16 protein-coding genes are annotated in these 20,724 nt (G+C 71.9%); 9 read left to right on the top strand and 7 right to left on the bottom strand.

The genetic code is table 11. From position 1 onward, the window contains the following. The 3 genes from FL311_RS26830 to FL311_RS26820 form a co-directional block, all read left to right on the top strand. Positions 1 to 1,369, top strand: a 1,369-nt coding sequence (locus tag FL311_RS26830) for a HEAT repeat domain-containing protein (protein WP_194869377.1), incomplete at its 5' end; no start/stop codon positions are given. Positions 1,370 to 1,409: 40 nt separating this feature from the next. Further along, positions 1,410 to 2,369, top strand: coding sequence for a ParA family protein (locus FL311_RS26825; RefSeq protein WP_141329317.1), 960 nt, complete (start codon positions 1,410 to 1,412; stop codon positions 2,367 to 2,369). A gap of 8 nt (positions 2,370 to 2,377) precedes the next feature. Then, positions 2,378 to 3,592 (top strand): extensin-like protein, encoded by a 1,215-nt coding sequence (locus tag FL311_RS26820; RefSeq protein ID WP_141329315.1) that lies wholly within the window; start codon positions 2,378 to 2,380, stop codon positions 3,590 to 3,592. Between the two features lie 49 nt (positions 3,593 to 3,641). On the opposite strand, the gene FL311_RS26815 is transcribed toward FL311_RS26820, so the two are convergent. From FL311_RS26815 to FL311_RS26805, 3 genes are read right to left on the bottom strand one after another with little or no spacing between them, the layout of a single operon-like run. After that, positions 3,642 to 4,643: a M48 family metalloprotease gene (locus FL311_RS26815; protein WP_141329313.1), complete on the bottom strand. Its 1,002-nt coding sequence runs from the start codon at positions 4,641 to 4,643 to the stop codon at positions 3,642 to 3,644. Next, positions 4,643 to 5,218: an SH3 domain-containing protein gene (locus FL311_RS26810; protein ID WP_324289130.1), complete on the bottom strand. Its 576-nt coding sequence runs from the start codon at positions 5,216 to 5,218 to the stop codon at positions 4,643 to 4,645. Before FL311_RS26810 ends, FL311_RS26815 begins: the two co-directional genes overlap by 1 nt. A 21-nt stretch (positions 5,219 to 5,239) precedes the next feature. Further along, positions 5,240 to 7,645 (bottom strand): CHASE2 domain-containing protein, encoded by a 2,406-nt coding sequence (locus FL311_RS26805; RefSeq protein ID WP_141329309.1) that lies wholly within the window; start codon positions 7,643 to 7,645, stop codon positions 5,240 to 5,242. Between the two features lie 413 nt (positions 7,646 to 8,058). Between FL311_RS26805 and FL311_RS26800 the strand changes: the two genes are divergently transcribed. Beyond that, positions 8,059 to 9,264, top strand: coding sequence for a hypothetical protein (locus FL311_RS26800; protein WP_141329306.1), 1,206 nt, complete (start codon positions 8,059 to 8,061; stop codon positions 9,262 to 9,264). A gap of 1 nt (position 9,265) precedes the next feature. After that, positions 9,266 to 10,027 (top strand): ferritin-like domain-containing protein, encoded by a 762-nt coding sequence (locus FL311_RS26795; protein ID WP_141329304.1) that lies wholly within the window; start codon positions 9,266 to 9,268, stop codon positions 10,025 to 10,027. 10 nt (positions 10,028 to 10,037) lie between these two features. Here the strand turns inward: FL311_RS26795 and FL311_RS26790 are convergent, their stop codons facing one another. After that, on the bottom strand, positions 10,038 to 10,628 hold the full coding sequence (locus tag FL311_RS26790) for a DUF924 family protein (RefSeq protein ID WP_141329302.1): 591 nt from the start codon (positions 10,626 to 10,628) through the stop codon (positions 10,038 to 10,040). Between the two features lie 128 nt (positions 10,629 to 10,756). Here FL311_RS26790 and FL311_RS26785 point away from each other — a divergent pair, with 128 nt between their 5' ends. From FL311_RS26785 to FL311_RS26770, 4 genes are all read left to right on the top strand, one after another. Beyond that, positions 10,757 to 11,314, top strand: coding sequence for a TspO/MBR family protein (locus FL311_RS26785; RefSeq protein WP_141329300.1), 558 nt, complete (start codon positions 10,757 to 10,759; stop codon positions 11,312 to 11,314). Positions 11,315 to 11,503: 189 nt separating this feature from the next. After that, positions 11,504 to 12,061 carry an RNA polymerase sigma factor gene (locus FL311_RS26780; protein WP_228557103.1) on the top strand — a complete coding sequence of 186 codons (558 nt, stop codon included), beginning with the start codon at positions 11,504 to 11,506 and terminating at the stop codon, positions 12,059 to 12,061. Continuing rightward, positions 12,058 to 15,057 (top strand): CHAT domain-containing protein, encoded by a 3,000-nt coding sequence (locus tag FL311_RS26775; protein ID WP_141329296.1) that lies wholly within the window; start codon positions 12,058 to 12,060, stop codon positions 15,055 to 15,057. Before FL311_RS26780 ends, FL311_RS26775 begins: the two co-directional genes overlap by 4 nt. A gap of 86 nt (positions 15,058 to 15,143) precedes the next feature. After that, on the top strand, positions 15,144 to 15,752 hold the full coding sequence (locus FL311_RS26770; RefSeq protein WP_141329294.1) for a hypothetical protein: 609 nt from the start codon (positions 15,144 to 15,146) through the stop codon (positions 15,750 to 15,752). Here the strand turns inward: FL311_RS26770 and FL311_RS44240 are convergent. The 3 genes from FL311_RS44240 to FL311_RS26760 all read right to left on the bottom strand — a co-directional run. Further along, complete coding sequence (locus FL311_RS44240) at positions 15,746 to 15,913, bottom strand: hypothetical protein (protein WP_170300435.1); 168 nt, start codon at positions 15,911 to 15,913, stop codon at positions 15,746 to 15,748. The genes FL311_RS26770 and FL311_RS44240 overlap by 7 nt on opposite strands. Positions 15,914 to 16,070: 157 nt before the next feature. Next, on the bottom strand, positions 16,071 to 18,002 hold the full coding sequence (locus FL311_RS26765) for a PAS domain S-box protein (protein ID WP_141329292.1): 1,932 nt from the start codon (positions 18,000 to 18,002) through the stop codon (positions 16,071 to 16,073). A 155-nt stretch (positions 18,003 to 18,157) separates the two neighbouring features. After that, positions 18,158 to 20,724, bottom strand: a 2,567-nt coding sequence (locus tag FL311_RS26760) for a M1 family aminopeptidase (protein WP_141329290.1), incomplete at its 5' end; no start/stop codon positions are given.

The raw sequence follows: 20,724 nt of genomic DNA, 5'->3' as shown, positions 1-20,724 counted from the left end.
GGGTGGGCTGGGGGCTCCGACGGACGAGACGCTGTTCGGGTTCTCGGTGCGGGAGCTCTCGGCGCAGGATCCCGCGGCGCGCATCCGCGCGGCGGAGCGGCTCAAGGCGCTGTCGCAGCCCGCGGCGGCTCCGGCGCTGGCGAGCGCGCTGCACGCGGAGACGGACGCGGCGGCGCAGGTGGCGCTGCTCCAGGCGTTCGCGGCTCTGTGCCGGGAGGAGGGCGCGCAGGTGGTGTCGCCGCTGTTGTCCTCGCCGGTGCCGGAGGTGCGCATCGCGGCGCTCAAGGCGCTGTTGACGCTGGCGCCCCGGGACGCGGCGCCGCACCTGGCGCAGGCGATGAAGGACCCGGACCGCTCGGTGCGTCGGCGCGCGTCGCTGCTGGCGCTGGGGCTGGAGGGTGAGACGGCGCGCCGGCTCGGTGAAGAGGCCATCCACGACGCGGACGCGGAGGTCCGTTCGCTGGCGGCGCTGGCGCTGGGCGCGGGGAGTGGCGAGAACGCGCGGGCCTTGTTGCTGGAGGCGCTCGGGGACCGCGAGCCTCGCGTGCGCAAGGCGGCGGCGCAGAGCCTGTCGCGCATCCTGGGGCAGGACGTGTCCGGCGTCGTCGCGCTGGACGACACGCACCGGCGCCGTGAGATTCGTCGACTGGCGACGTTGCCGGTCAAGCCCGTGCGCGCGCGGCTCGAGGAGCCGGCGCGAGGGGTGGCCATGGCACCGGCGCCGGCCCCGGTGGTCGCGAGTGTGGCGCCCCCGGTCGTGGTGGCCCAGCCCGTGATGGCCGTGGTGGGGGCGACGCATCAGCAGATCACAAAACGCGCGGATGGTGTTCTGCACGGCCAGCAGGTAATGGCCACAGTGGGTGCCCGTCATCAGGCTGCGGTGTCGGCTCCCTCGATGGGTGCTCGTCCCGTCGCGCCGCCGACGCACGTGGCGCAGGCCCCGCAGGCCCGTTCCTCGGTGCCTTCGTCGACGCAGGGAGTCCAGGCGCCCCAGGCCCGCCCGGTTCCCCAGCCCGCGCAGCCCGTGGCCGCCCCGCAGCGCGCCGCGCCTTTGCCTTCCCGTCTCGCTGCTCCGGCGCCCCGGCTCTCGCCCGTCCAGGCGGCCCTCGTGGCCATGGGCGCCCCGGCGCCGCAGCCCGCGACGCGCTCCGAGGAGCCCCGGCCCGTCGCCGCGCGCCCGAGCGCCTCGCCCGTGGAGACGCTCTGTGCCCCCATGCTCCACGAGGTCCGCGTGGCGGTCCGTGGTCGCTCGCTCGCCGAGCTGACGGCCGCCCTGGGGGTGCCCGTCGAGCTCGCCCAGGAAGCAATCACCCTGCTCTCAGCCCGGGGGGCCGTGGTCCGAAGGGGACACAAATACTTCGCCGCTTGAGGCAAGGTAGCCGTCCCGTACGTCTTTCGAAGGGTCGTTCATGGAAGCGCCGACATACAGCTCGAAGCAGGTGGCCGAGATGCTCGGCGTGTCTCCGAAAGCGATTCCGGAGGACGCGAGGAAGGACGTGTACACCCCGGACGACGTCTGGGACCTGCGCACGACGCTCGACCGCTTCCCGGCCAAGGTGGGCCACCGCCGCCAGCTCTTCCTGAACTTCAAGGGCGGCACCGGCAAGACGTCCCTGTCCACGTCCTACGCGTGGCGCGTGGCGGAGCTGGGCTACTCGGTGCTCCTCATCGACCTGGACAGCCAGGGCCACGCCACCAAGTGCCTGGGCTACGAGGGCGAGGAGTTCGAGAAGACGCTGCTCGACGTGCTGGTGCGCAAGACGCCCCTGGCCAAGGTCATCCAGAAGTCCCCGCTGCCCAACCTGGACTTCGTCCCGTCCAACCTCAGCATGTCCACCATGGACCTCTCGCTGATGCCCATGGCCGGCCGCGAGTTCAAGCTGCGCAACGCGCTCAAGGACGTGGAGGCCCAGTACGACGTCATCGTCTTCGACGCGCCGCCGTCCTTCGGCCTGCTCAACCTCAACGCCCTGATGGCCGCGAACGACCTGTTCGTCCCCGTGCTGGCGGACTTCCTGTCGTTCCACGGCCTGAAGCTGCTGTTCGAGACGGTGCAGAGCCTGGAGGAGGACCTCAACCACGTGCTGGACCACGTGTTCATCGTGGTGAACTCCTTCAACGCCACCTTCAAGCTGGCGAAGGAGGCGCTGGAGGCGCTGCAGACGCACTACCCGGAGTTCCTGCTGCCGACCATCATCCGGCAGTGCACCAAGTTCGCCCAGGCCTCGAGCGAGGGGCGCCCCGTCTTCGTCGCGGACCCCACGTCGAAGGGCGCCAACGACATCCAGGCCATGATTGACAACGTCCTGCCGCGCCTCGTCGCCGCGGCCGCCGCCGCCCCGAAGAAGGGCACCCAGCAGGCTGGCTGAGATTCGCCATGAAGAAAGCCTTCGAACAGAACGTGTCTCGCGCCAAGCCGCGCCTCCGCCTGGGGGCGTTCACCGGCGCCGTCGAGCAGACCGAGCCCACCGAGCCTCCCGAGCAGGCCGCCGACGTCGCTCCCCCCGAGCCGACGAGCGCCGACCTGTCCGCGGAGGTCCGCGCCCGCATCGAGCGCGCCCGCGCTCCTCGCCCCACCGCCGCCGAGGCGATGGAGGTGGCGCTGTCGCAGCCCGAGGGGCCGCGCGCGCGGGAGCCGGTGTTCACCCAGCAGGTCGCCGAGCCGGTGACGTATGCGTCGCCGGAGCCGGAGGCCGCCGTCTACGACGACGGGGTGGGTGACACGCCCGTCACCTTCGCTGCTCCGCCCACCATGGCGTTCCACCTGGACGGCCTCGAGGCCGAGCCGTCGTCGGAGGCGCACCCCATGACGCAGGGCTCTCCCCACGCTTCGCTTCCCCACGTCACCGCCACCGTCGCGGAGCCCGTGGCCCGCGTCGAGGCGCCGCCGCAGGAGGTGGAGGTGCAGACGCCCGCGCCCCCGCGCGAGGAGGCGATGGACTCGGACGCGCGCCGCGAGCGGCTCAAGGCCCGGCTCAAGGCGGTGCGGGAGAATCCGCGCCCGGAGCCCCTGCCGGCCACCGTCGCGGAGGCGGGCCAGCGCGCGGTCGAGCGCATCACCCACCTGCAGGCGGAGCTGGTGAAGGTGAAGGCGGCGAACCTGTCCCTCACGCAGGAGCTGGAGGTGGCGCGCCGTCAGGCGGAGAAGGCCACCGAGGAGGCTCGGCTGCGCATGGACGAGGCGCGCCGGCTGTCGGCGGAGATGGAGGGCCGCGTGAAGCTGCTCGCGGACCTGGAGCGGGAGCTCGCGGCGCTGGAGGGTGAGCGCGACGAGGCGCTGCTGTCCCTCCAGGAGAACCGTCAGGCGCTCCAGGCCTCCGCGAAGGAGCACGAGAAGCTCGAGGAGGAGGTCTCCCGGGGCAAGCAGGCCCTGGTGGACAGCCTCGCCGAGGAGGAGCGGCTCGCCACCGAGCTCGAGTCCGCGAAGGACGAGTCGATGTCGCTGCGCCGCGCGGTGGAGGCGCTGCAGGGAGAGCGGGACGTGCTCGCCCAGCAGGTGGCCTCGCTCACCGCCGAGCGCGCCGAGCTGCTCGAGGCTCGCAAGGCGCTCGAGGCCGTGCACCGCGCGCTGAGCCAGGCCGCGTCGCGCTGAACGCGTCGTGGCCGTGGGCGCCCCGAACGGGGGGCGCCCGAGCCCGCGCCTACTTCCCGTCCTTCGCCACGTTGCTCCGCCCCGCGCCCTTCTTCACGGCGGCGACCAGCTCCGGCTGGAGCGGCGGGCTGCGCAACCCCTCCAGCGACAGCTCCGCGAACTCACCCTCGCGCGGCCTCAGGCTCGCGAGGAAGGTCTTCAGCCGCTCCTCGCGGTCCGCCTTCTTCGGGTGCCGTGAGCCCAGGCGGGAGCCGTCCTTCGTCTTGCCCAGGACCGCGATGTACTCCTTCGGGTCGTAGCCGGCCGAAATCATCAGCCGCGCGGCGAGCTGGTCCGCCGCGTACTCCTGCTCCTTGTCGTTGCCGCTCTCCGCCAGGCCGATGACCTTCTCCGTGAGGTCACCGAGCAGCGCCGTGTCGCTGTCCAGGTCCAGGTTGCCGCCGCTGCCTCCCGCGGCGATGAGCTGACCGGAGCCCGGCACGTTGGCCTCCATCGTCACCGCTACCTTGCACAGGCTCACCTTCGCGGCGTTGTACTGTTTGATGGAGTGCTTGAGCACCACGTGCGCGATTTCATGCGCGAGCACGCCCGCCAGCTGGCTCTCGTTGTCCAGCTCCGACAAGAGCTTCCGGGTGACGAAGACGTAGGCCCCCGGCGTGGACACCGCGTTGAAGTTCTGGTCGTCGTTGAGCACCCCGAACGTCCAGTCCAGCGTGGGCCTCGGCGACTGCGCGCCCAGGTTCTTGCCCACCGTGTTGAGGTACTCGTGCACCGCGTGGACGCTGGTGTCCTTCGCGCCGCCGGTGGTGCCCATCAGCCCGCCGCCGCCCTCCACCCAGTGGACCGCCATGGCGCTGCCGATGGCGTACTCCTCCTTCACCGTGGGCTCCACATCCAGCTTCGCGCACTCGTCGCGCTGCTTCTGCGAGGCCACCGAGTTGTTGACCGTCTTGCCGGCCACGTTCGCCACCTGCGCGAGCGTGACGCCCTTGCACGACACCGTCAGCAGCCCCAGGCCCAGCAGCGCCGCCGTCCTCCCGAGCGCCTTCATCACGAGCCTCCCTTCGGCTTGCTCTTCGCCCCGCCCGAGCGGGCCGTCGTCTCCGCGCCCACCACCGGATGCAGCCCCGCCGCCGCGGCGTGCTTCGCGATGTCCTGGGTGGACACGTCCTTGGCCGCCTTCTCCAGGCTCTGCAGCTGCGCCACCGCCTGCTTGTGCCCGCCGCCCTTCTTGTTGCCGTACGCGACGGCGCCGGGGCTGAGCGCCTTCACCGCCGCGCCGCTGGAGACGAAGCCCTCCGGGTTCACCTTGCGCTTGCCCTGGTCCCCGACGACGAGCTCCAGGTTGGGCGCGGTGGTGGACAGGTTGGACTGGAACACGAAGCCGCGCTTGCCCGTGGACGTCTTCACCTTGTGCCACTGCTTGTTCTTCGCGTCCGCGCCCTCCCACTTCACCTGCTCACCCGGCTGGAGGATGACCACCGCGTTCGCCGTGGGCGAGGGGCTCTCCATCACCCGCGTGTTCTTGGCCTTCACGTACAGCGAGCCCCCCACCGCCACCGCCGAGGACAGGCCCGGCAGCCCCATCATCAGCAACGCGGCCACCCACGCCGCTCTCGTTCTCATCCCCATGACTTCAGACTCCTTTCACTTGTCCAGGCTCGCCACGCCATCGAAGCCCGGCGGCGGCGACTCGGCATACTTCCGACAACGCTCCAGCAGCGCTTTCGTCGGCCCGTCGTCCACGTCCTCGGCCGCGAGCCGCTCCAGCGCCGACGCGGCCTCCTCGAAGCGCGCCTCCCGGTAGAGCGCCAGCGCCGCGTGGTAGCGCTCCACCGTCGCCCGCTTGCGCGCGTCCAGCCCACCCTTGAGCGCGAGCAGCTCGTACACGGTGACGGCCTCCGTCTTGCCCGCCACCCGCACGCGGTCCAGCTCGCGCACCTCGATGTGCTCGCGCGCCAGCTCGTACGTGCGCGGGCCAATCATGATGACCGAGCCGTACGCCTTGTTCGCGCCCTCCAGCCGCGCCGCCAGGTTCATCCCGTCGCCGATGGCCGTGTAGCTGAAGAGCTGCTCGCTGCCGAAGTTGCCCACGAAGTTCACCGCGGAGTTCACCCCGATGCGCGTGTAGACGTCCGGCAGCCCCCTGGCGCGGAACTCCTCGCGCATCGCGTCCACCTCCGCCTTGGCCGCCAGCGCCCCCCGGCACGCGCGCACCGCGTGGTCGTCCTGGCGCATGGGCGCGCCGAACAGGCACACCACCGCGTCACCGATGTACTTGTCCAGGCACGCGCCCTCCTTGAGCAGCACGCCGCTCACCCGCGTCAGGTACGTGTTGAGGATGCGCACCAGGCTGCGCGGGTCCTCCTTGAAGCGCTCGCTGAAGGTGGAGAAGCCGCGGATGTCGCTGAAGAACGCGCTGATTTCGACGTTCTCCCCGTCGAGCTTCGGCAGCTTGCGCTCGGCAATCATCTGCTCCACGAGCTTGGGCTCCATGAAGCGACTGAACGCCGCGCGCACGAACTCCGTCTCGCGGTTGGCCACCAGGTGGTTGAAGGCCACCGCCGCGACGCCCGCGAGCAGCCCCGCCATGGATGGCAGCGCCGTGAGCAGGTGCCAGCCCTTCGACAGCACCAGCCCCGCGACCAGATACATGCCCACCGGCAGCACCACCGGCCACGCAATCTCCAGCGGCGTCCAGCGTGTCGTCATCAGCAGCACCACCGACACCAGCGCCACCACCAGCGTGAGCCCCAGGTCCACCGCGAGCGGCGTGCGCGTGATGAAGCGGCCATCCCCCAGGAGCGTGTCCAGCACCGACGCCTGCTTCATGACACCAGGCACCTCCGCCAGGAACGAGGTGGCCTTGATGTCGCCCAGCCCCAGCGCCGTGCCGCCGATGACCACCACCTTGCCGCGGAACACCTCCCGCGGCAGCCCCGAGGGCTGTCCGTTCTCCCGTCGCACCCAGCCGTCCAGCACGTCCAGCAGCGGCACCGTGCGGAAGCGCTCGTGCAGCGGACCCCCGCCGTAGTCCATCGCCGCGCCGCCATCCGCGTCCACGCGGTACTGGCGTCCCCCCACCTTCAGCAGCCCGTCGGAGAGCTCCACCTTCTCCGCGCTGAAGAGTCCCGCGGCCACGCGCACCGGCAGCGTCGGGTACGTGTTGACGCCGTCCGAGTACGCGAAGCGCGTGCGGCGCATGAACCCATCCGGGTCCGTCTCCGTGTCCACCAGGCCGAAGCCATCCACCGCGCCCACCAGCACCGGAATCGGCGGCACCGGATGGCGCACGGCGCGCGTCCCGTCCGTGTCTCCAGGGACGTGGTGCTCGCCCGCCGCCTCGCGTCCCTCCAGCAGCGGCGGCGCGTGGCCCTGGACCTTCACGGGGAAGGCGAGCGCCCGCGCCATCGCCTCGGGTGTGACGGCGGGCAGCACGCTGTCATCCGGCGTGTCGGTGAAGGCCTCGCCGTCTTCCTCCGGGAAGGTCTCCTCGCCCACCGGGGGGGCGGCCTCGGGTGTCACCACGGGCACGGGGGGCGGGGCGAGCGGGGACGGCGGCGCCGCGTCGAAGTCCGCGCGGGGCAGGGGCTGCGCGTTGACGTTGGTGGAGACGCCGAGGAAGAACGGGATGCGCGTGTCGCGCAGCACCTGGGCGAAGGCCAGGTCCGTGGACGCGTCCGAGGAGCGCTCGTCCATCACCGCGTCGAAGACGATGGCGCGCGCGCCCTCCGCCTCCAGCTGCTCCACCACGCGGGCCCAGAGGTTGCGGCTGTAGGGCCACGTGCCGAAGTTGAGCGTGTAGCGCTCGTTGGCGCGGATGCCATCCAGCGTGCCCTGGTCGATGACCACCACCGACACGGTGGGCGACAGGCCTCGTCCTCCCGTGAAGGCCGTCAGCGCCTGGTCGTACGCGCCGCGCTCCAGGTCGTCCAGCCAGCCGCCCCACCACGCCAGGGCGGACAGCACCGTGGACAGCGCCGCGATGCCCAGCATCAACCGCCAGTGGTCACGCCAACGCTGACGGATGATTCTCCCGGTCTCGCCTGCCACGGCCCCCTCTTGCCATGTGTGGGGTGTATCGCGCGTCACACTAGCCCAAGCCCTCGCGTCCTCGCGGCAGACGAGCGTGAAAACAAAAAATCCCAGGTGAGCCTCGATACCCGGCTCGGGCGTGCTCCTCCGTCCGCCCTCCAGACGGAGGACATCCCGTCCTATTCTCGGGCGTCTCACGCGCCCGCCCACGCAGGGGCCGCGAATCGTACACCCGGCGTGTCCCGCTCCCCGCGAGCGGCGGTGTGGGCAGCGACAGGGCAGCCGAGCCTCCGTCAGTCCCACGTGGTGGCGGGGTGACTTCCTGGCGGTGTTTGCCGGAGTCGCGGTGCGACCGGACCTTACCTCTCAACACGGAAGGCGCGACGCCTCCCGTCCTCCTCTTCTCCGTACGCGCAAAAAAGGAGTCCGACGTGGCCCTGGACATCTTCCAACAGAAGGGCGTGCCCCTCGACAAGCAGGTCTTCACCTGGAAGGACCTGGTGCGCAGGCCCTACAGCAAGCTGGACGACGACGCCTTCACCCGGGTGCGCGTCATCTACATGAACGGCATCATGGCGGACGCCCTGCGCACCAAGCACATGATGGCGCGCATCAACGCGTCCTTGCGCGAGCCGCTCGCCCGCATCCGCCGCGTGGAGCACTTCGAGCAGACGCTCATCAACTGGCTCAACCCCGCGGACCAGAACCCGCTGGAGACCACGCTCGGCTTCGAGCAGGTGGCCATCGAGGTGACCGCCAGCGTGGCCCTGCGCGAGCCCGACCCCTATCTGGCGCAGACCTACCGCTTCGGGCTCCTGGAGGACTTCGACCACCTGTACCGCTACTCGGCGCTCTACGACCGGCTCGAGGGCAAGGACCCCAACAACATCACCCAGTCCTATACGGACATCATCCCCGGCCGCCCCACCGTGGTGGAGCACCGCCACCCCGTGGATGACCTGCGTCGCCCGTACGACAAGACGCGCGCGCACCCGCTGACGAAGATTCACGCCATCAGCATCACCGCGGCGGAGAACCAGACGCACGACTACTACATGACGGTGGGCCCGTTCTTCGCGGACCCGGTCGCGCGTCAGCTCTACGCCGAAATCGCCGCCATCGAGGAGCAGCACGTCACCCAGTACGAGTCCCTGCTCGACCCGGGCGAGACGCTGCTGGAGAAGTGGCTGATGCACGAGGCCGCGGAGGTCTACAACTTCTACTCCTGCCTGGAGTACGAGACGAACCCGCGCGTGAAGGAGGTGTGGCAGCGCTTCCTCGACTACGAGCTGGGGCAGCTGCACTTCGTCAAGGACCTGTTCGAGAACGTCGAGCGCCGGGACGCGGCCGAGGTGCTGCCGCGCACCCTGCCGGAGCCCATCGAGTACAAGCAGCACCGCGAGTTCGTCCGCAAGACGCTCAGCCAGGAGGAAGACCTGGCCTCCAATGGCCCGGACTACGTGCGCATGGCGGAGCTGCCGGCGGACCACCGCTCGCGCGTGTACCGCGACCAGCTCAACTCGGAAGGCTCGCCGTCGGAAATCGTCGCGGCCGGCTACCAATGGACTCCTGGCACGGAGCTCGCCGCGCGGGCACAGCGCATGGGCTCGGTGGTCGAGGGAAGGAAGGTTCACTGACATGAAGAAGACGACCAGTGACATGGGACTCAACCGCACGGGCATCGCCACGTCGCCCATCGACAGCGCGGACATCTTCCAGCAGGCGCAGGAGCGGCTGCCCAGCTCCGCGGGGGATGGCTCGCTCATCCTGGAGGTCCGCCAGCAGTACGCGCGCGAATCCGACGGTCTGGGCAGCGTGCCGCCGCCGGCCAACCTCAAGGGCGTGGCCAAGACGGCGGTGGAGCTGCTCAAGGGCGCCAAGCCCACCGTGTTCCTCGACAAGCTGGGGGAACGACTCGCCTTCGAGCGCTCGGGCTCGCGGCTCTACGAGGGCGCGCTCGCCAAGCTCGACGTGTACGGAACCTGGGAGGGTGGCCCCACCCGAGAGGGATTGGAGCGCATCCTCGACGACGAGCTGGCCCACTTCGGCCTCGTCTCCGAGACGCTGACGAAGCTGGGCGCGGACCCCACCGCGATGACGCCGTGCGCGGACCTGGTGGCCGTCACGTCCATGGGCCTGCCCGCGGTGATGGCCGACCCGCGCACCAACCTGCGCCAGTCGCTGGAGGCGCTGCTGGTGGCGGAGCTGACGGACAACGCGAGCTGGGAGCTGCTCATCGAGCTGGCGCGTGGCCTGGGCCATGACACGCTGGCGGACCGCTTCCAGCTCGCGCTGGACGCGGAGGCCGAGCACCTGACGCTGGTGCGCGGCTGGCTCGCCTCGGGCATCACCCTGGAGGCCCGCGCCGCGCCGGTCGAGGAGGCCGGCGCCCCGGTCTGACGACGTCGACTCAGAAGGACGAGCCCGGCTCCTGGAGGAAGCGCGCTTCCTCGGGAGTCGTGGCCCGTCCCAGCGCGTCGTTGCGGTGCGGGAAGCGACCGAAGCGCTCGATGACGTCCCGGTGCCGGCGCGCGTAGTCGAGCGTCTCCAGGCTGCCGGAGTGGTGCATCGTCAAGAGCTCGAAGAGGTCCACCGACAGCCGCTGGTCGTACAGCTCCTCGCTGTGCTCGAACGGCAGGTACATGAACCAGCGCCACACCGAGGGCAGCGTCACGTCCAGGCCCCGGGCCAGCGCGTGGCGGGCCACCGAGCGGGCCTTCGCATCCGTGGCGAACGCGCGCGGCGTGCCCCGGAAGAGGTTGCGGGGCACCTGGTCGAGCAGCAGGAGCAGCGCCAGGCACGTGCGGGCTTCGTTGCGCCAGGAGTCCAGCTCGCCCGCGGCCGCGCGCTCGTGGGCTCCCAGGAAGCGCTCCCTGCACTCCGCGTCGAAGGCCGCGTCGCGCTGGAACCAGACGGCCCGAGGTCGGATGCACGCTGGATTGCGAACCGGGTCCGCAGGCTGACCGAACCAGAAGTCGAGGACTTCCTCCGCACTCACCATGTCGTTCCTCCCCAAAGGCTCGATAGAGCGCCCACCCGTCAACAGTCAACGGGGGTGGACCCGGGGGCAGGTCGTCACCACCTTCCAGCGAACACTGCGCCCGCACGCCGCGCGCAAGGAGACAGACCATGCACACCTCGTGGGAGACCTCGACGCGCACGGTGCCGGGGCCGGTCAAGCGCACCGCCCTCAACCCCACGCTGCGCACCGAGTCCGTCATCGCGCTGGGCGCGTTCAGCGCGCTCACGCTGGGCGCCGCCGCGCTGGGGGCCCGCCACAGCACCGCCGACACGCGCTGGTACCGCCACCTGCGCAAGCCGCCCTTCCAGCCTCCGCCCGCCGCCTTCGGGCCGGTGTGGACCGCGCTCTACGCGCTCATCGCCGTCTCCGGCTGGCGCGTGTGGACGGCGCCGGCGGGGCCCTCGCGCTCGCGGGCGCTCGGCTGGTGGGGCGTGCAGCTGGGCCTCAACGCCGCGTGGTCCTGGCTCTTCTTCGGCAGGCACCAGCCCAGGAAGGCCCTGGCCGACAACCTGGCGCTCCTGGGCAGCATCGGGGCCTACATCGCCGCGACGCGCGAGGTGGACCGGCCCGCCGCGTGGCTGGTCGCGCCCTACCTGGCCTGGGTGGGCTTCGCCAACGTCCTCAATGGCGAAATCGTCCGGCGCAATCCCTCTTCCGGACACTGAGAATCGGCGGCGATGGCCCCGGCGGAAAATTCGCCGGGAAATCCGGCCGGGAAGATGGAGGCGGGGCGTCGTTGAGAGGGGCGACCCGCCATGGATGCTTTCGCCCTGCAACCACCTGCCGCACGCGCCCGTCGCCCCCGGTCCCGGGGCTTGACGGCCCATGACGCGCCGGTCCAGCCTGCACCCCGCGTGGATAGCGGGCCCCCCTCAACGCCGACCCTGGACAATCGCTGGTTCTCCGCCTTCGTCCGGACGCACGAGGCGGCGTTGCGCGCCACGGCGCTCCGGCTGTGCGGAAACGCGGCGGAGGCCAACGACCTGCTGCAGGACACCTACGAGCGCGGGTTTCGCAACCTGTCTCGCTACCGCCCCGGCACCGACGGGCGCGCGTGGCTGCTCACCATCCTCCACCACCTCTTCATCGACAAGTGCCGCTCGAAGACGCGCGAGCGTCGCTCGGACATGTCGGCGGAGGAGCTGGAGGAGCGCATCGCCGCGCCGGAGCCGGAGGCCGCCCCCGCGTGGGCCTCCATCAGCACGGAGCAGTTGCGCGAGGCCCTGACGCGGATTCCCGAGGAGTTCGCGACGGTGTACCGGCTCCACGCCCTGGAGGGGATGCCCTATCAGGACATCGCCGAGCGTCTGGGGATTCCCAAGGCGACGGTGGGCACGCGCCTCATCCGCGCGCGCCGCAAGCTGAAGGAGCTGTTGATGCCCGGCGCCACCGGCAAGGCGGAGGCGTCATGAGCGCCCCGGAGCCCATGGACCCGCACGACCTGGTGCACGCCTTCGCGGATGGCGAGCTGTCCCAGGAGGAGGCGGAGCAGTTCCGCGAGCACCTGGCCACGTGCGAGGTGTGCCAGGAGGAACTCGACGACATCCTCCAGCTCCAGGCGCTGGGCACCCGGCTCGGTGCCGAGGAGGCTCGCGAGGCCCCGCGCGACGTCGCCGCACCCGTGCAGCAGCCCGTGCCGCGGCAGCCCGTGGCGTCCGCGCCCCCGCGCGCGTTTCGTCCCGCGTGGAGCCGCCGCAAGTGGGTGGCCGCCGCCGCGCTGTCCGGCTCGCTGGCGGCCCTCCTGGTGCTGGTGGCGGTGCGCTCGGGGCCGTCGAGCGTCCGCGACGATTCGCAGCTCTTGGCCCTGGCGCCCACGCGCTCCATGGAGGCGCGCCTGAGCTGGTCCGGCGCCAGCGCGCACCGTCCCTACGGCGTGCTGCGCTCCGGCGACGAGCGCCCGCGCGAGCTGGTGCCGCTGCAGGCGCTGGCGAAGCTGGAGGAGCAGGGGGATTTGCAGGGCCTCGCGGTGGGGCACCTCTTGCGCGGTGAGCGCGAGCAGGCGGCCGACTACCTCCAGCGCGCGCCCGCGTCGCCGGACGTGGACAGCGACAAGGCGGTGGTGGCGCTGACGAAGGGCGAGCTCGAGTCCGCGCTCGTCCTGCTGGACGGCGTGCTGGAGAAGCACCCGCGTCACCCGCAGGCCCTGTGGAACCGCGCGCTCGTGCTGCGCGAGCTGGGCCTGGACGCGCTCGCGGCCGAGGCGTTCGACACCGTCGCCTCGCTGGGCGAGCCTGGCTGGGCGGAGGAGGCGCGGGAGCGCGCCGCGGTGCTGCGCCGTCAGCTGGAGGGACGTCGTGGGGCGTGGGACTCCGCGCAGCAGGCCGGACGCGCGCTCGCGCTGCATGGCACCGCGTTCCCGGAGGACGTGGCGCGGGCGGTGCCGGGCACGGCGCGCAACTGGCTCAACATCGCGCTGTGGACCGCGCCCTCCGCCGAGCGGGCGCGAGAGCTCCTGCCGCTGGCGCGGGTGCTGGACGCGCGCTACGGCGGCGACACGGTGGTGGCCTCCGTGGAGCGCGTGGCGGGGCTGGACTTCGCGCGCCGCGCGCCGTTCGCGGCCCGCTTCCGCCAGGTGCTGGAGGGCACCTTCGATGCCGCCTCGCTCGAGCCGCTGGTGAAGGAGCTGTCCGGCTCGCGGCACCAGGACATCCTGCTGGGCGTGCTGCCGCTGGCGGGCGGGCTGCCGGCGCACATCGACGTGTACGAGAAGGTGGCGCGCTCGCTCGGTGACTCGTGGCTGACGCTCAACGCGGAGCGCGAGCGCGCGCTGGCCGAGTACGGCAAGGGGGACCTGGCCGGCGCGGAGGCGCGGCTGTTGCGCGCGGTGGCGGCGTGCGAGGTCGCGAAGGCGGACTACCGCTGCGGCCAGCTGGAGCACCTGCTGGCGCACATCTACAAGGACGAGCACCGGCTGGTGGAGGCGCGCGAGCACGCGCTGGCGGGCCTGGGCTGGGCGCGGCAGACGCAGGAGTGGACGCTGCAGGCGGACCTGCTGCTGGTGCTGGGCGACATGGCGCGCTTCCGCAACGCCTTCGCCCTGACGCGCGCGTACCTGGGTGAGCAGGCCCTGCGAGACAGGGGCTGCGCGGCCGACCGGCACGTGCACGAGAGCCTGGCGTCGCTGCACGTCTTCGCGCTGCGTCCCCAGGCCGCGCGCGAGGAGCTGGAGAAGGCCCCGGTGTGCGACGTGCCCTTCTTCCTCAACGGCGCGTTCGTGCTGGCGGACCTGGCGCGGCTGGACCCGAAGCCGGGCGACGTGGAGAAGGTGCGCGAGGGCCTGGCGAAGCTGGACGCCGCGGGCTGGCTGCGCCCCGGTGAGAAGGCCATGGCCACGCACATCCAGGGCCGCGCCGTCATCGGCTCGGACCGCGCGGAGGGCCAGCGGCTGTTGGGACAGGCCATCGTCGCCGGTGAGCTGCTGGGCGCGGCGGACCCCGTCGCCGCCAAGGCGCGCGCGTACAGCTACTCGTCGCTCATCCTGGACGCGGGCTCCACCGGGGACTGGGCGCGGGCGCTGTCCCTCTTCGCGCAGGAGGCCCGCGTGCCGGCCCCCGAGCGCTGCGCCCTGGGCGTGGAGGTGCACGACGAGCGCACGCTGACGGCCGCGCGCGGGCCCACGGGTGAGCTGCTGGGCCACCAGGACGCGAGCCGCCGCTCGCCCGACTTCGACGTGGCCTCGCTGGTGCCCGCCTCCGTCATCGCCGCGCTCAAGCCCTGCGAGCACGTCAGCGTGTTCGCGCGCTACCCCGTGCACGGACAGGCGGGCCTGCTGCCGCCGGACCTCGCGTGGAGCTACCACACGGGCACCCGGGCCCAGGCGCCGAAGGTCTCCGCGCCGCGCCCGCTGGTGGTCTACGACGTGGACGCGCCCGCGTCGCTGAACCTGCCCCGGCTGCGCAGCTGGGAGCTGTCCGGCGGGCCGTCTGCGCGCCGCGTGGAGCTGACGGGCGCGGCCGCCACGCCGTCGCGCCTGCTGGCGGAGCTGGAGCAGGCCACCGAGGTGGAGATCCACGCGCACGGCCTGGTGAACCTGGGCGTGTCGGACGCGTCGCTGCTGGTGATGGCGCCGGAGGCGGGCGGCCGCTACGCGCTCACCGCGGGCCAGGTGCGGCAGCAGAAGCTGCGGGGCGCGCCGGTGGTGCTGCTCGGCGCGTGTCAGGCGGCCCGGACGGCGCCGTACCTCCACGCGCCGTGGAGCCTCCCCGTGGCCTTCGCCGAGGCGGGCGCGCGCGCCGTCATCGCCTCACCCATCGACATCCCGGACGCCGAGGCCGGGCCCTTCTTCGCGCGGGTCATGGAGCGCATCCGCGCCGGTTCCACCGCCAGCCTCGCGCTCCGAGACGAGAGGCTGCGCGTGTTGTCCACGCAGCCCGACAGCTGGGTGAAGACGGTCGTCGTCTTCGAGTAGCCCCGTCACCGCCGTCAGTCCCTCACCTCGGCTCGCACGAGCCGAGCACGCTCCACGTGTCTCTTCACACCAAGGAAACCACGCCCATGAAGACGCTTCGCTCCGCGCTGCTGTGCCTCGTCACGCTGTCCACCTTCGCCGCGTGCGGCGTCGACTCCATCGACCAGGCCTCGCCCGAGACGCTGGAGTCGCTGGGCTCCGTGTCGCAGCAGGCCGTGCTGCCGCCTCCGCCGATTCCCAACTACTGCCCGGGCACCACCATCCCCGGCACGCCGTGGGTCATCCCCACCGCGCCCACGGCGCTGTCCAGCATCCCCAACGGCACGCCGATGTATCCCAACAGCGCCTCGCTGCTCAGCGCGTACACCGTCATCGTCACGGACCCGAACAACGCCAACGCCTTCTACGCCTTCGGCTTCGACGTGCGCGCCCAGCGGCTCATCTTCTGGGTGTCCGGCGCGAAGACGGAGCTGCGCCGCCTCAACAGCCAGCTCGCCACCGACATCACCGTGCTGGAGACGTCCAGCGGCATCGACCTGGGCTTCACCTGGGGCTCCAGCGGCCAGGTCGGCGGCCCGCTCATCCCCCGGCCGGGTGTGGCCGAGGGCGCGTGGAAGGTCGCGTTCAACAACTGGGCGCAGCTCGACAACTACCTCATCAGCCCGCCCGCGCCCGGCACCGCCCCCGTTCAGTGACGCAGCTTCGAGGGGGGAGGCGGATTGAGGGCCAGCACGCCCGCCATGTAGCGCGCCTGGCCTTCCGTGGTGCAGCGGACCTCCTGGATGCGCCCCGCCACCTTCACCCGAACCAGCCAACCGTCATTGTCGCGAGTCCAAGCCGGAGTTTCCGTCGTCATGTCCCTGCTCCTCTCGGGTTCGACTTCTCTGGCGGGATGAAAAGCAGCCCTCGTGCCAGCGTCTGAAACACCTGAATCCAGGTGCTGGCTCGCAGCGGATGCACGGTGGTGGACAGGCGGGGCTGTAGTTCTTTCGGGAGCGGGGGTGGCGAAAGCTTCAGTGGACGTGGCGCTCCGGCTGGGAAGCGGGCGGGTGAGAGGGGGCCCCCGTCAGCAGGGGCAGGGCGACATGGAAGGTGGAGCCTTCTCCCACCCGGCTCTCCACCCAGATGCGGCCGCCGTGGCGCTCGACGATGTCGCGGCTGATGTACAGGCCCAGGCCCAGCCCGCCGTACGAGCGCGTGGACACGTTGCGCGCGCGGAAGTAGCGCTCGAAGAGCAGCTTCTGCTGGTCCTCGGGGATGCCGATGCCCGGGTCCTTCACCGACAAGAGCGCCAGCTCTCCGCGCGTCTCCAGCTTGACGTGGATGACGCCGCCATCGGGGCTGTACTTGAGGGCGTTCTCCACCAGGTTGGTGACCACCTGCTCCAGCCGGTATGGGTCCGCGAACACCTGCACGTCGTGCTCGGGCCGCTCGTAGCGCAGCTCGTGTCCGCCGCGCTGTGCCTCCATCGCCTGCAGCACGTGCTCCACCAGGCTGTCCAGGCGCGTGGCCTGCGGATGCAGCGCCAGCCGGCCCGCCTCGATGCGGGACGCGTCCAGCAGGTCGTTGATGAGCCCGGTCATGCGCAAGATGTGCTGGCGCGCGTGGCGCAGGGTGGTGGGGTCCACGCTCTCGCCGCGCTCGAGCCTGCGCTCCAGCGTGGCCAGCCGGAGGCTCAGCGGCGTCAGCGGCGTCTTCAGCTCGTGCGAGGCGATGGACAGGAAGTCGTCGCGCACGCGGATGGCCTCACGCGCCTCGCGGTAGAGCCGCTCGCGCTCCTCCTCGGCGAGCCTGCGCTGGGTGATGTCCTCCACCAGCACGCCCACGCCCAACAGGTGTCCGTCCGGCGCGCGCACCGGGTAGCAGCTCCCCGTGAGCAGCCGCCGGGGGCCGGGATAGCCCACGGCCTGGGTGTCCACCTCCTGGCCCACCACGGGCTCGCCGGTGTCCAATACCTGTTTCAGCATGGCCGCCGCGGCGCTGCCGCCCTCACCCAGCACCTCGTAGGGCGTGCGCCCCAGGTGGGCCTCGGGGGGCAGGCCGTTGATGCGCGCCAGCCGCCCGTTGACGCGCACGTAGCGCAGGTTCGTGTCGAGGAAGCCCAGCGCCACGGGCGCGGTCTCGAACAGGGTGATGAGCAGGGCCAGGTTCTCGTCGCGCTGGCGCTCTGCGCGGCGGCGCTCGGAGACGTCCTCGACCAGGCCCACGCCGCCCTCCACCTGTCCCGCGTCGTTGTAGCAGGGCGCGAAGCGGATATGGACGGGCGTCACCTTGTGGCTGGTCACCGCGGCATAGTCCCCCACGTAGTCCGCGCTGTGGCCGGAGAGCGTCTCGCGCACGCACGCCATGAGCTGCTCGTCGCGCAGCGACATGAGGTTGAGCCCCACCACCACGCGCTTGGGGGTACCGACGATGGTGGCCAGCCGCTCGTTGCAGGCGGTGATGATGGGCTTGGTGTCGTAGTGGAAGATGCCCAGGGGGGCGTTCTCCACGACGAGGCGATAGAGGTCGTCGCCGCTGGTCCGCCTGGCCTCACCACCATCGCGAGGCGGCTCCATGGGCTCGCGGATGGTGTCGATGACCTCGTGCAGGCGCCGGAGGCTGAGGACGATGCGCTCGTCCTCCCCCTCGCCGGAGGTGCCCACCGTGAGCTCCACGAGCACCTCCACGCCGTCCCGTCGTCGCGCGAGCACCTTCGTGGGTCGCCCGCCCAGCGCCTGCCTGCGCGAGAGCAGGTAGCGCACCAGGCTCTGGTCGCCTTGGTGATGGAATTGCTGGGAGAAGAGCTCGGCCACCGGGTGGCCCTGGAGCTGCTCGCGCGTCCAGCCGAGCAGGCACTCCGCGGCGCGGTTGATGAGGTACACGCGCTCGTGCGCATCGCAGGCGACCCACGGGTCGACCGCGGCGTCCAGCCAGGCACTGAGCTCCTCGTTGGCTGCGGCCATGTCGTCCCCTGCGCCCGTCGTCGGACGGAAAGACGCGAGCCGCCCACGCGCGCCATGGGCGTGGCCCCGCGAAGGGGCTCGTCCCGTGGTGTCTTACAAGTAGCCACGATGGACCTTGGACGCGCCGGTGCGGGGGCGCCGGCGCGCCTGGACGCTCAGCGCCGACGCTTGCTCGCGGGAGGCTTGCCCGCCTTCTTGCGCGCGGCGGCCTGCTTGCCTCGCGCGGGCTTCGGCGCGGGCGCTGGAGGAGGCTTCGTCAGGGAGAGCCCCTCCAGCTTCTCGCGCATCGCGCGCGTGGCCTCCTTCAGCGCGTCCACCTCCTCGCGCAGCGACGCCAGCTCACGCGCCTGGGGCTCGCCCTCGCGCAGCGCTCGCACCGTCTCGCGCGCGGCGCGGCGGGCGCGGGCATCGCTGAGCGGGGTGCCCTCCAGCGCGGGGATGATGCGCCGGTCTCCCAGGGTCCTCGCGGCCTCGAAGACGCCCATCTGCACGCGGAACATCGGGTCCCGCAGCAGCTCCGTCAGCAAGTCCACCGCCTCGCGCTGACGGCCGGCCACCTCCGCCAGCCGGGCCACGGCCTGCGTGGCCGCGCGGCGCAGGAAGGCGGGCTGGCCATACGCGGTGCGCGCCTCCACCAGCGGGAAGGCGGCGGGGTCCTGCGACTCGGCCAGCCCGTCCATGGCGCCCACGGCGATGGCGTCCTGGAAGGACGGGCGCGTGGAGGTGGTCTCCAGCACCGTCAGCGCGTCGGCGGCGCGCAGCTTGCCGTAGCTGCGCGCGGCCTCCGCCTCCACGAAGTAGCTGGTGTCTCCGGATTGCAGGAGCGAGCGCAAGAGCGCGATGACCTCCGCGTCGCGGCGGAACTCGCCCAGCGCGGCGACGACGGCGCGGCGCACGCGTGGGTGCTCGGCGCGCAGGCTCGCGAGCAGCCGGGCGCGGGCCTCCGGCGTGCGGATGCGGCCCAGGGCCTTGGCGCACGCGGCGCGGGTGCCCCAGAACAGGCGCGCGTCCGCGAGCGCGGTGCCCAGTGTCTCCACGGCGCGGTGGCCTCCGTCGCGGCCCAGCGCGTGGGCGGCCTCGGTGCGGGCGCGGGACTCGGGCGCGGCGCGAAGCTCCTCCAGCCAGAGGCCCACAGCCTTGTCCACCTCCAGCGTGCCCAGCACGTCGCGGCGCGGGTCCACGCGCACCTGCGAGGGCGCGGTGGGGCAGGGCAGGTGGAAGAAGTGCTCCGCGTCCGTCACGTCCAGCCGGTGACGGGTGTCCCGGCCCTCGACGGTGACGACGACGTCCAGCGGCAGGCGGAACAGGGGTGTGCCCGCGTCGGTGCGCTGCGTCTGGCGCACCTTGAGGCGCAGCCGGCCCTCCTCGGCCTCGTGGCGCACCTCCACCTTGAGCTCCGGGTGGCCGGGGGCGAAGACGTACTGGTCGAAGAAGGCGTCCAGGTTGTGGCCGGTGGCCTGCTCGAAGGCGCGCGACAGGTCCACCGTCTCCACCGAGCCGTGCCGGTGGCGCGAGACGTAGTGGCGCAGGCCGCGGAAGAACAGCTCGTCGCCCAGGCGGCGGCGCAGCTCGTGGAGGACCAGGCCGCCCTTCTCATAAAGGTGCCGGTCGAAGACATCCAGCGGAGCGTGGAAGCGGCGCGAGACGATGGGCCGCGCGTAGCGCTCCTTCACCTCGCCCAGGTAGGCCTCCAGGTCCGCCTGCCGGTGGTGGTCGGCCTCGTCCTGGCCGTCCGCGCGCTCCTTCCACAGCACCTCGAACCAGGTGGCGAAGCCCTCGTTGAGCCAGCCGTGGGGCCAGTCGCGGCAGGTGAGCAGGTCCCCGAACCACTGGTGCGCCAGCTCGTGGGAGATGAGGGGCTCCGCGTTGTAGTCCGCGTGCGCGCGCGCGTCGTGGAGGACGGAGTCGGTGAGGCTGGTGGCGGTGGTGTTCTCCATGCCGCCGAAGATGAACTCGGTGAGGAACACCTGGGCGTAGCCGCTCCATGGGTAGGGCTCGCCCGTGGCCTCCTGGAACACGCGCACCATCTCCGGGGTGCGGCGCACGCACCGCAGCGCGTCCTCGCGGCGCCCGCGCGGGAAGAGGTAGCGCAGCGGGACGGTGCCCGCGGTGTCGGTGAGCTCCTCGAAGTCGCCCACCGCGAGCGTGACGAGGTAGGGCGCGTGCGGCTGCTCCATGCGGTAGTGCTGGGTGCGCCGCTGGTCCTGCACGGTGTCGGAGACGAGCACGCCGTTGGAGAGCGCGGTGAGGCCGTCGGGGAAGGTGGCGATGAGCTCCGAGGTGGCCTTCTGCGCGGGCGTGTCCAGGCAGGGGAACCAGTGCCGTGCGTCGGTGTCCTGGTTCTGGGTCCACGCCTGACGGGGCCGGTCCGGGTAGGCGGCCTCCGGGCCCCAGAAGTAGAGGCCCCGGCGCGGGCGGGCGGTGTAGTGGATGGCCACCTGGGCGGCCTGGCCGGGCGGCAGCGGCGCGGGCAGCTCCACGCGCACGTGCGAGCCGGAGTGGGTGAAGCGCACGGGGCGCTCGTCGACGAGGACGCGCGAGACGTCCAGGTCCACCGCGTCGAAGGTGAGGGTAGAGGACAGCCGCACGGCGGACACGCGGGTGGTGCAGACGCCGGTGACGCGGCCTTGCTCGAAGTCGAGCTCCAGTTGGATGCGCACGTGCTCGGCGCGCAGGGGGCGCTCCGCGGCGTAGTGCTCGGTGGCGCCGGGGAGGCTGAAGG

The sequence above is a fragment of the Myxococcus sp. AB025B genome, from assembly GCF_006518215.1.
Taxonomy (GTDB): Bacteria; Myxococcota; Myxococcia; order Myxococcales; family Myxococcaceae; genus Myxococcus; species Myxococcus fulvus.
This window is presented reverse-complemented; position numbering and strand designations above follow the sequence as displayed.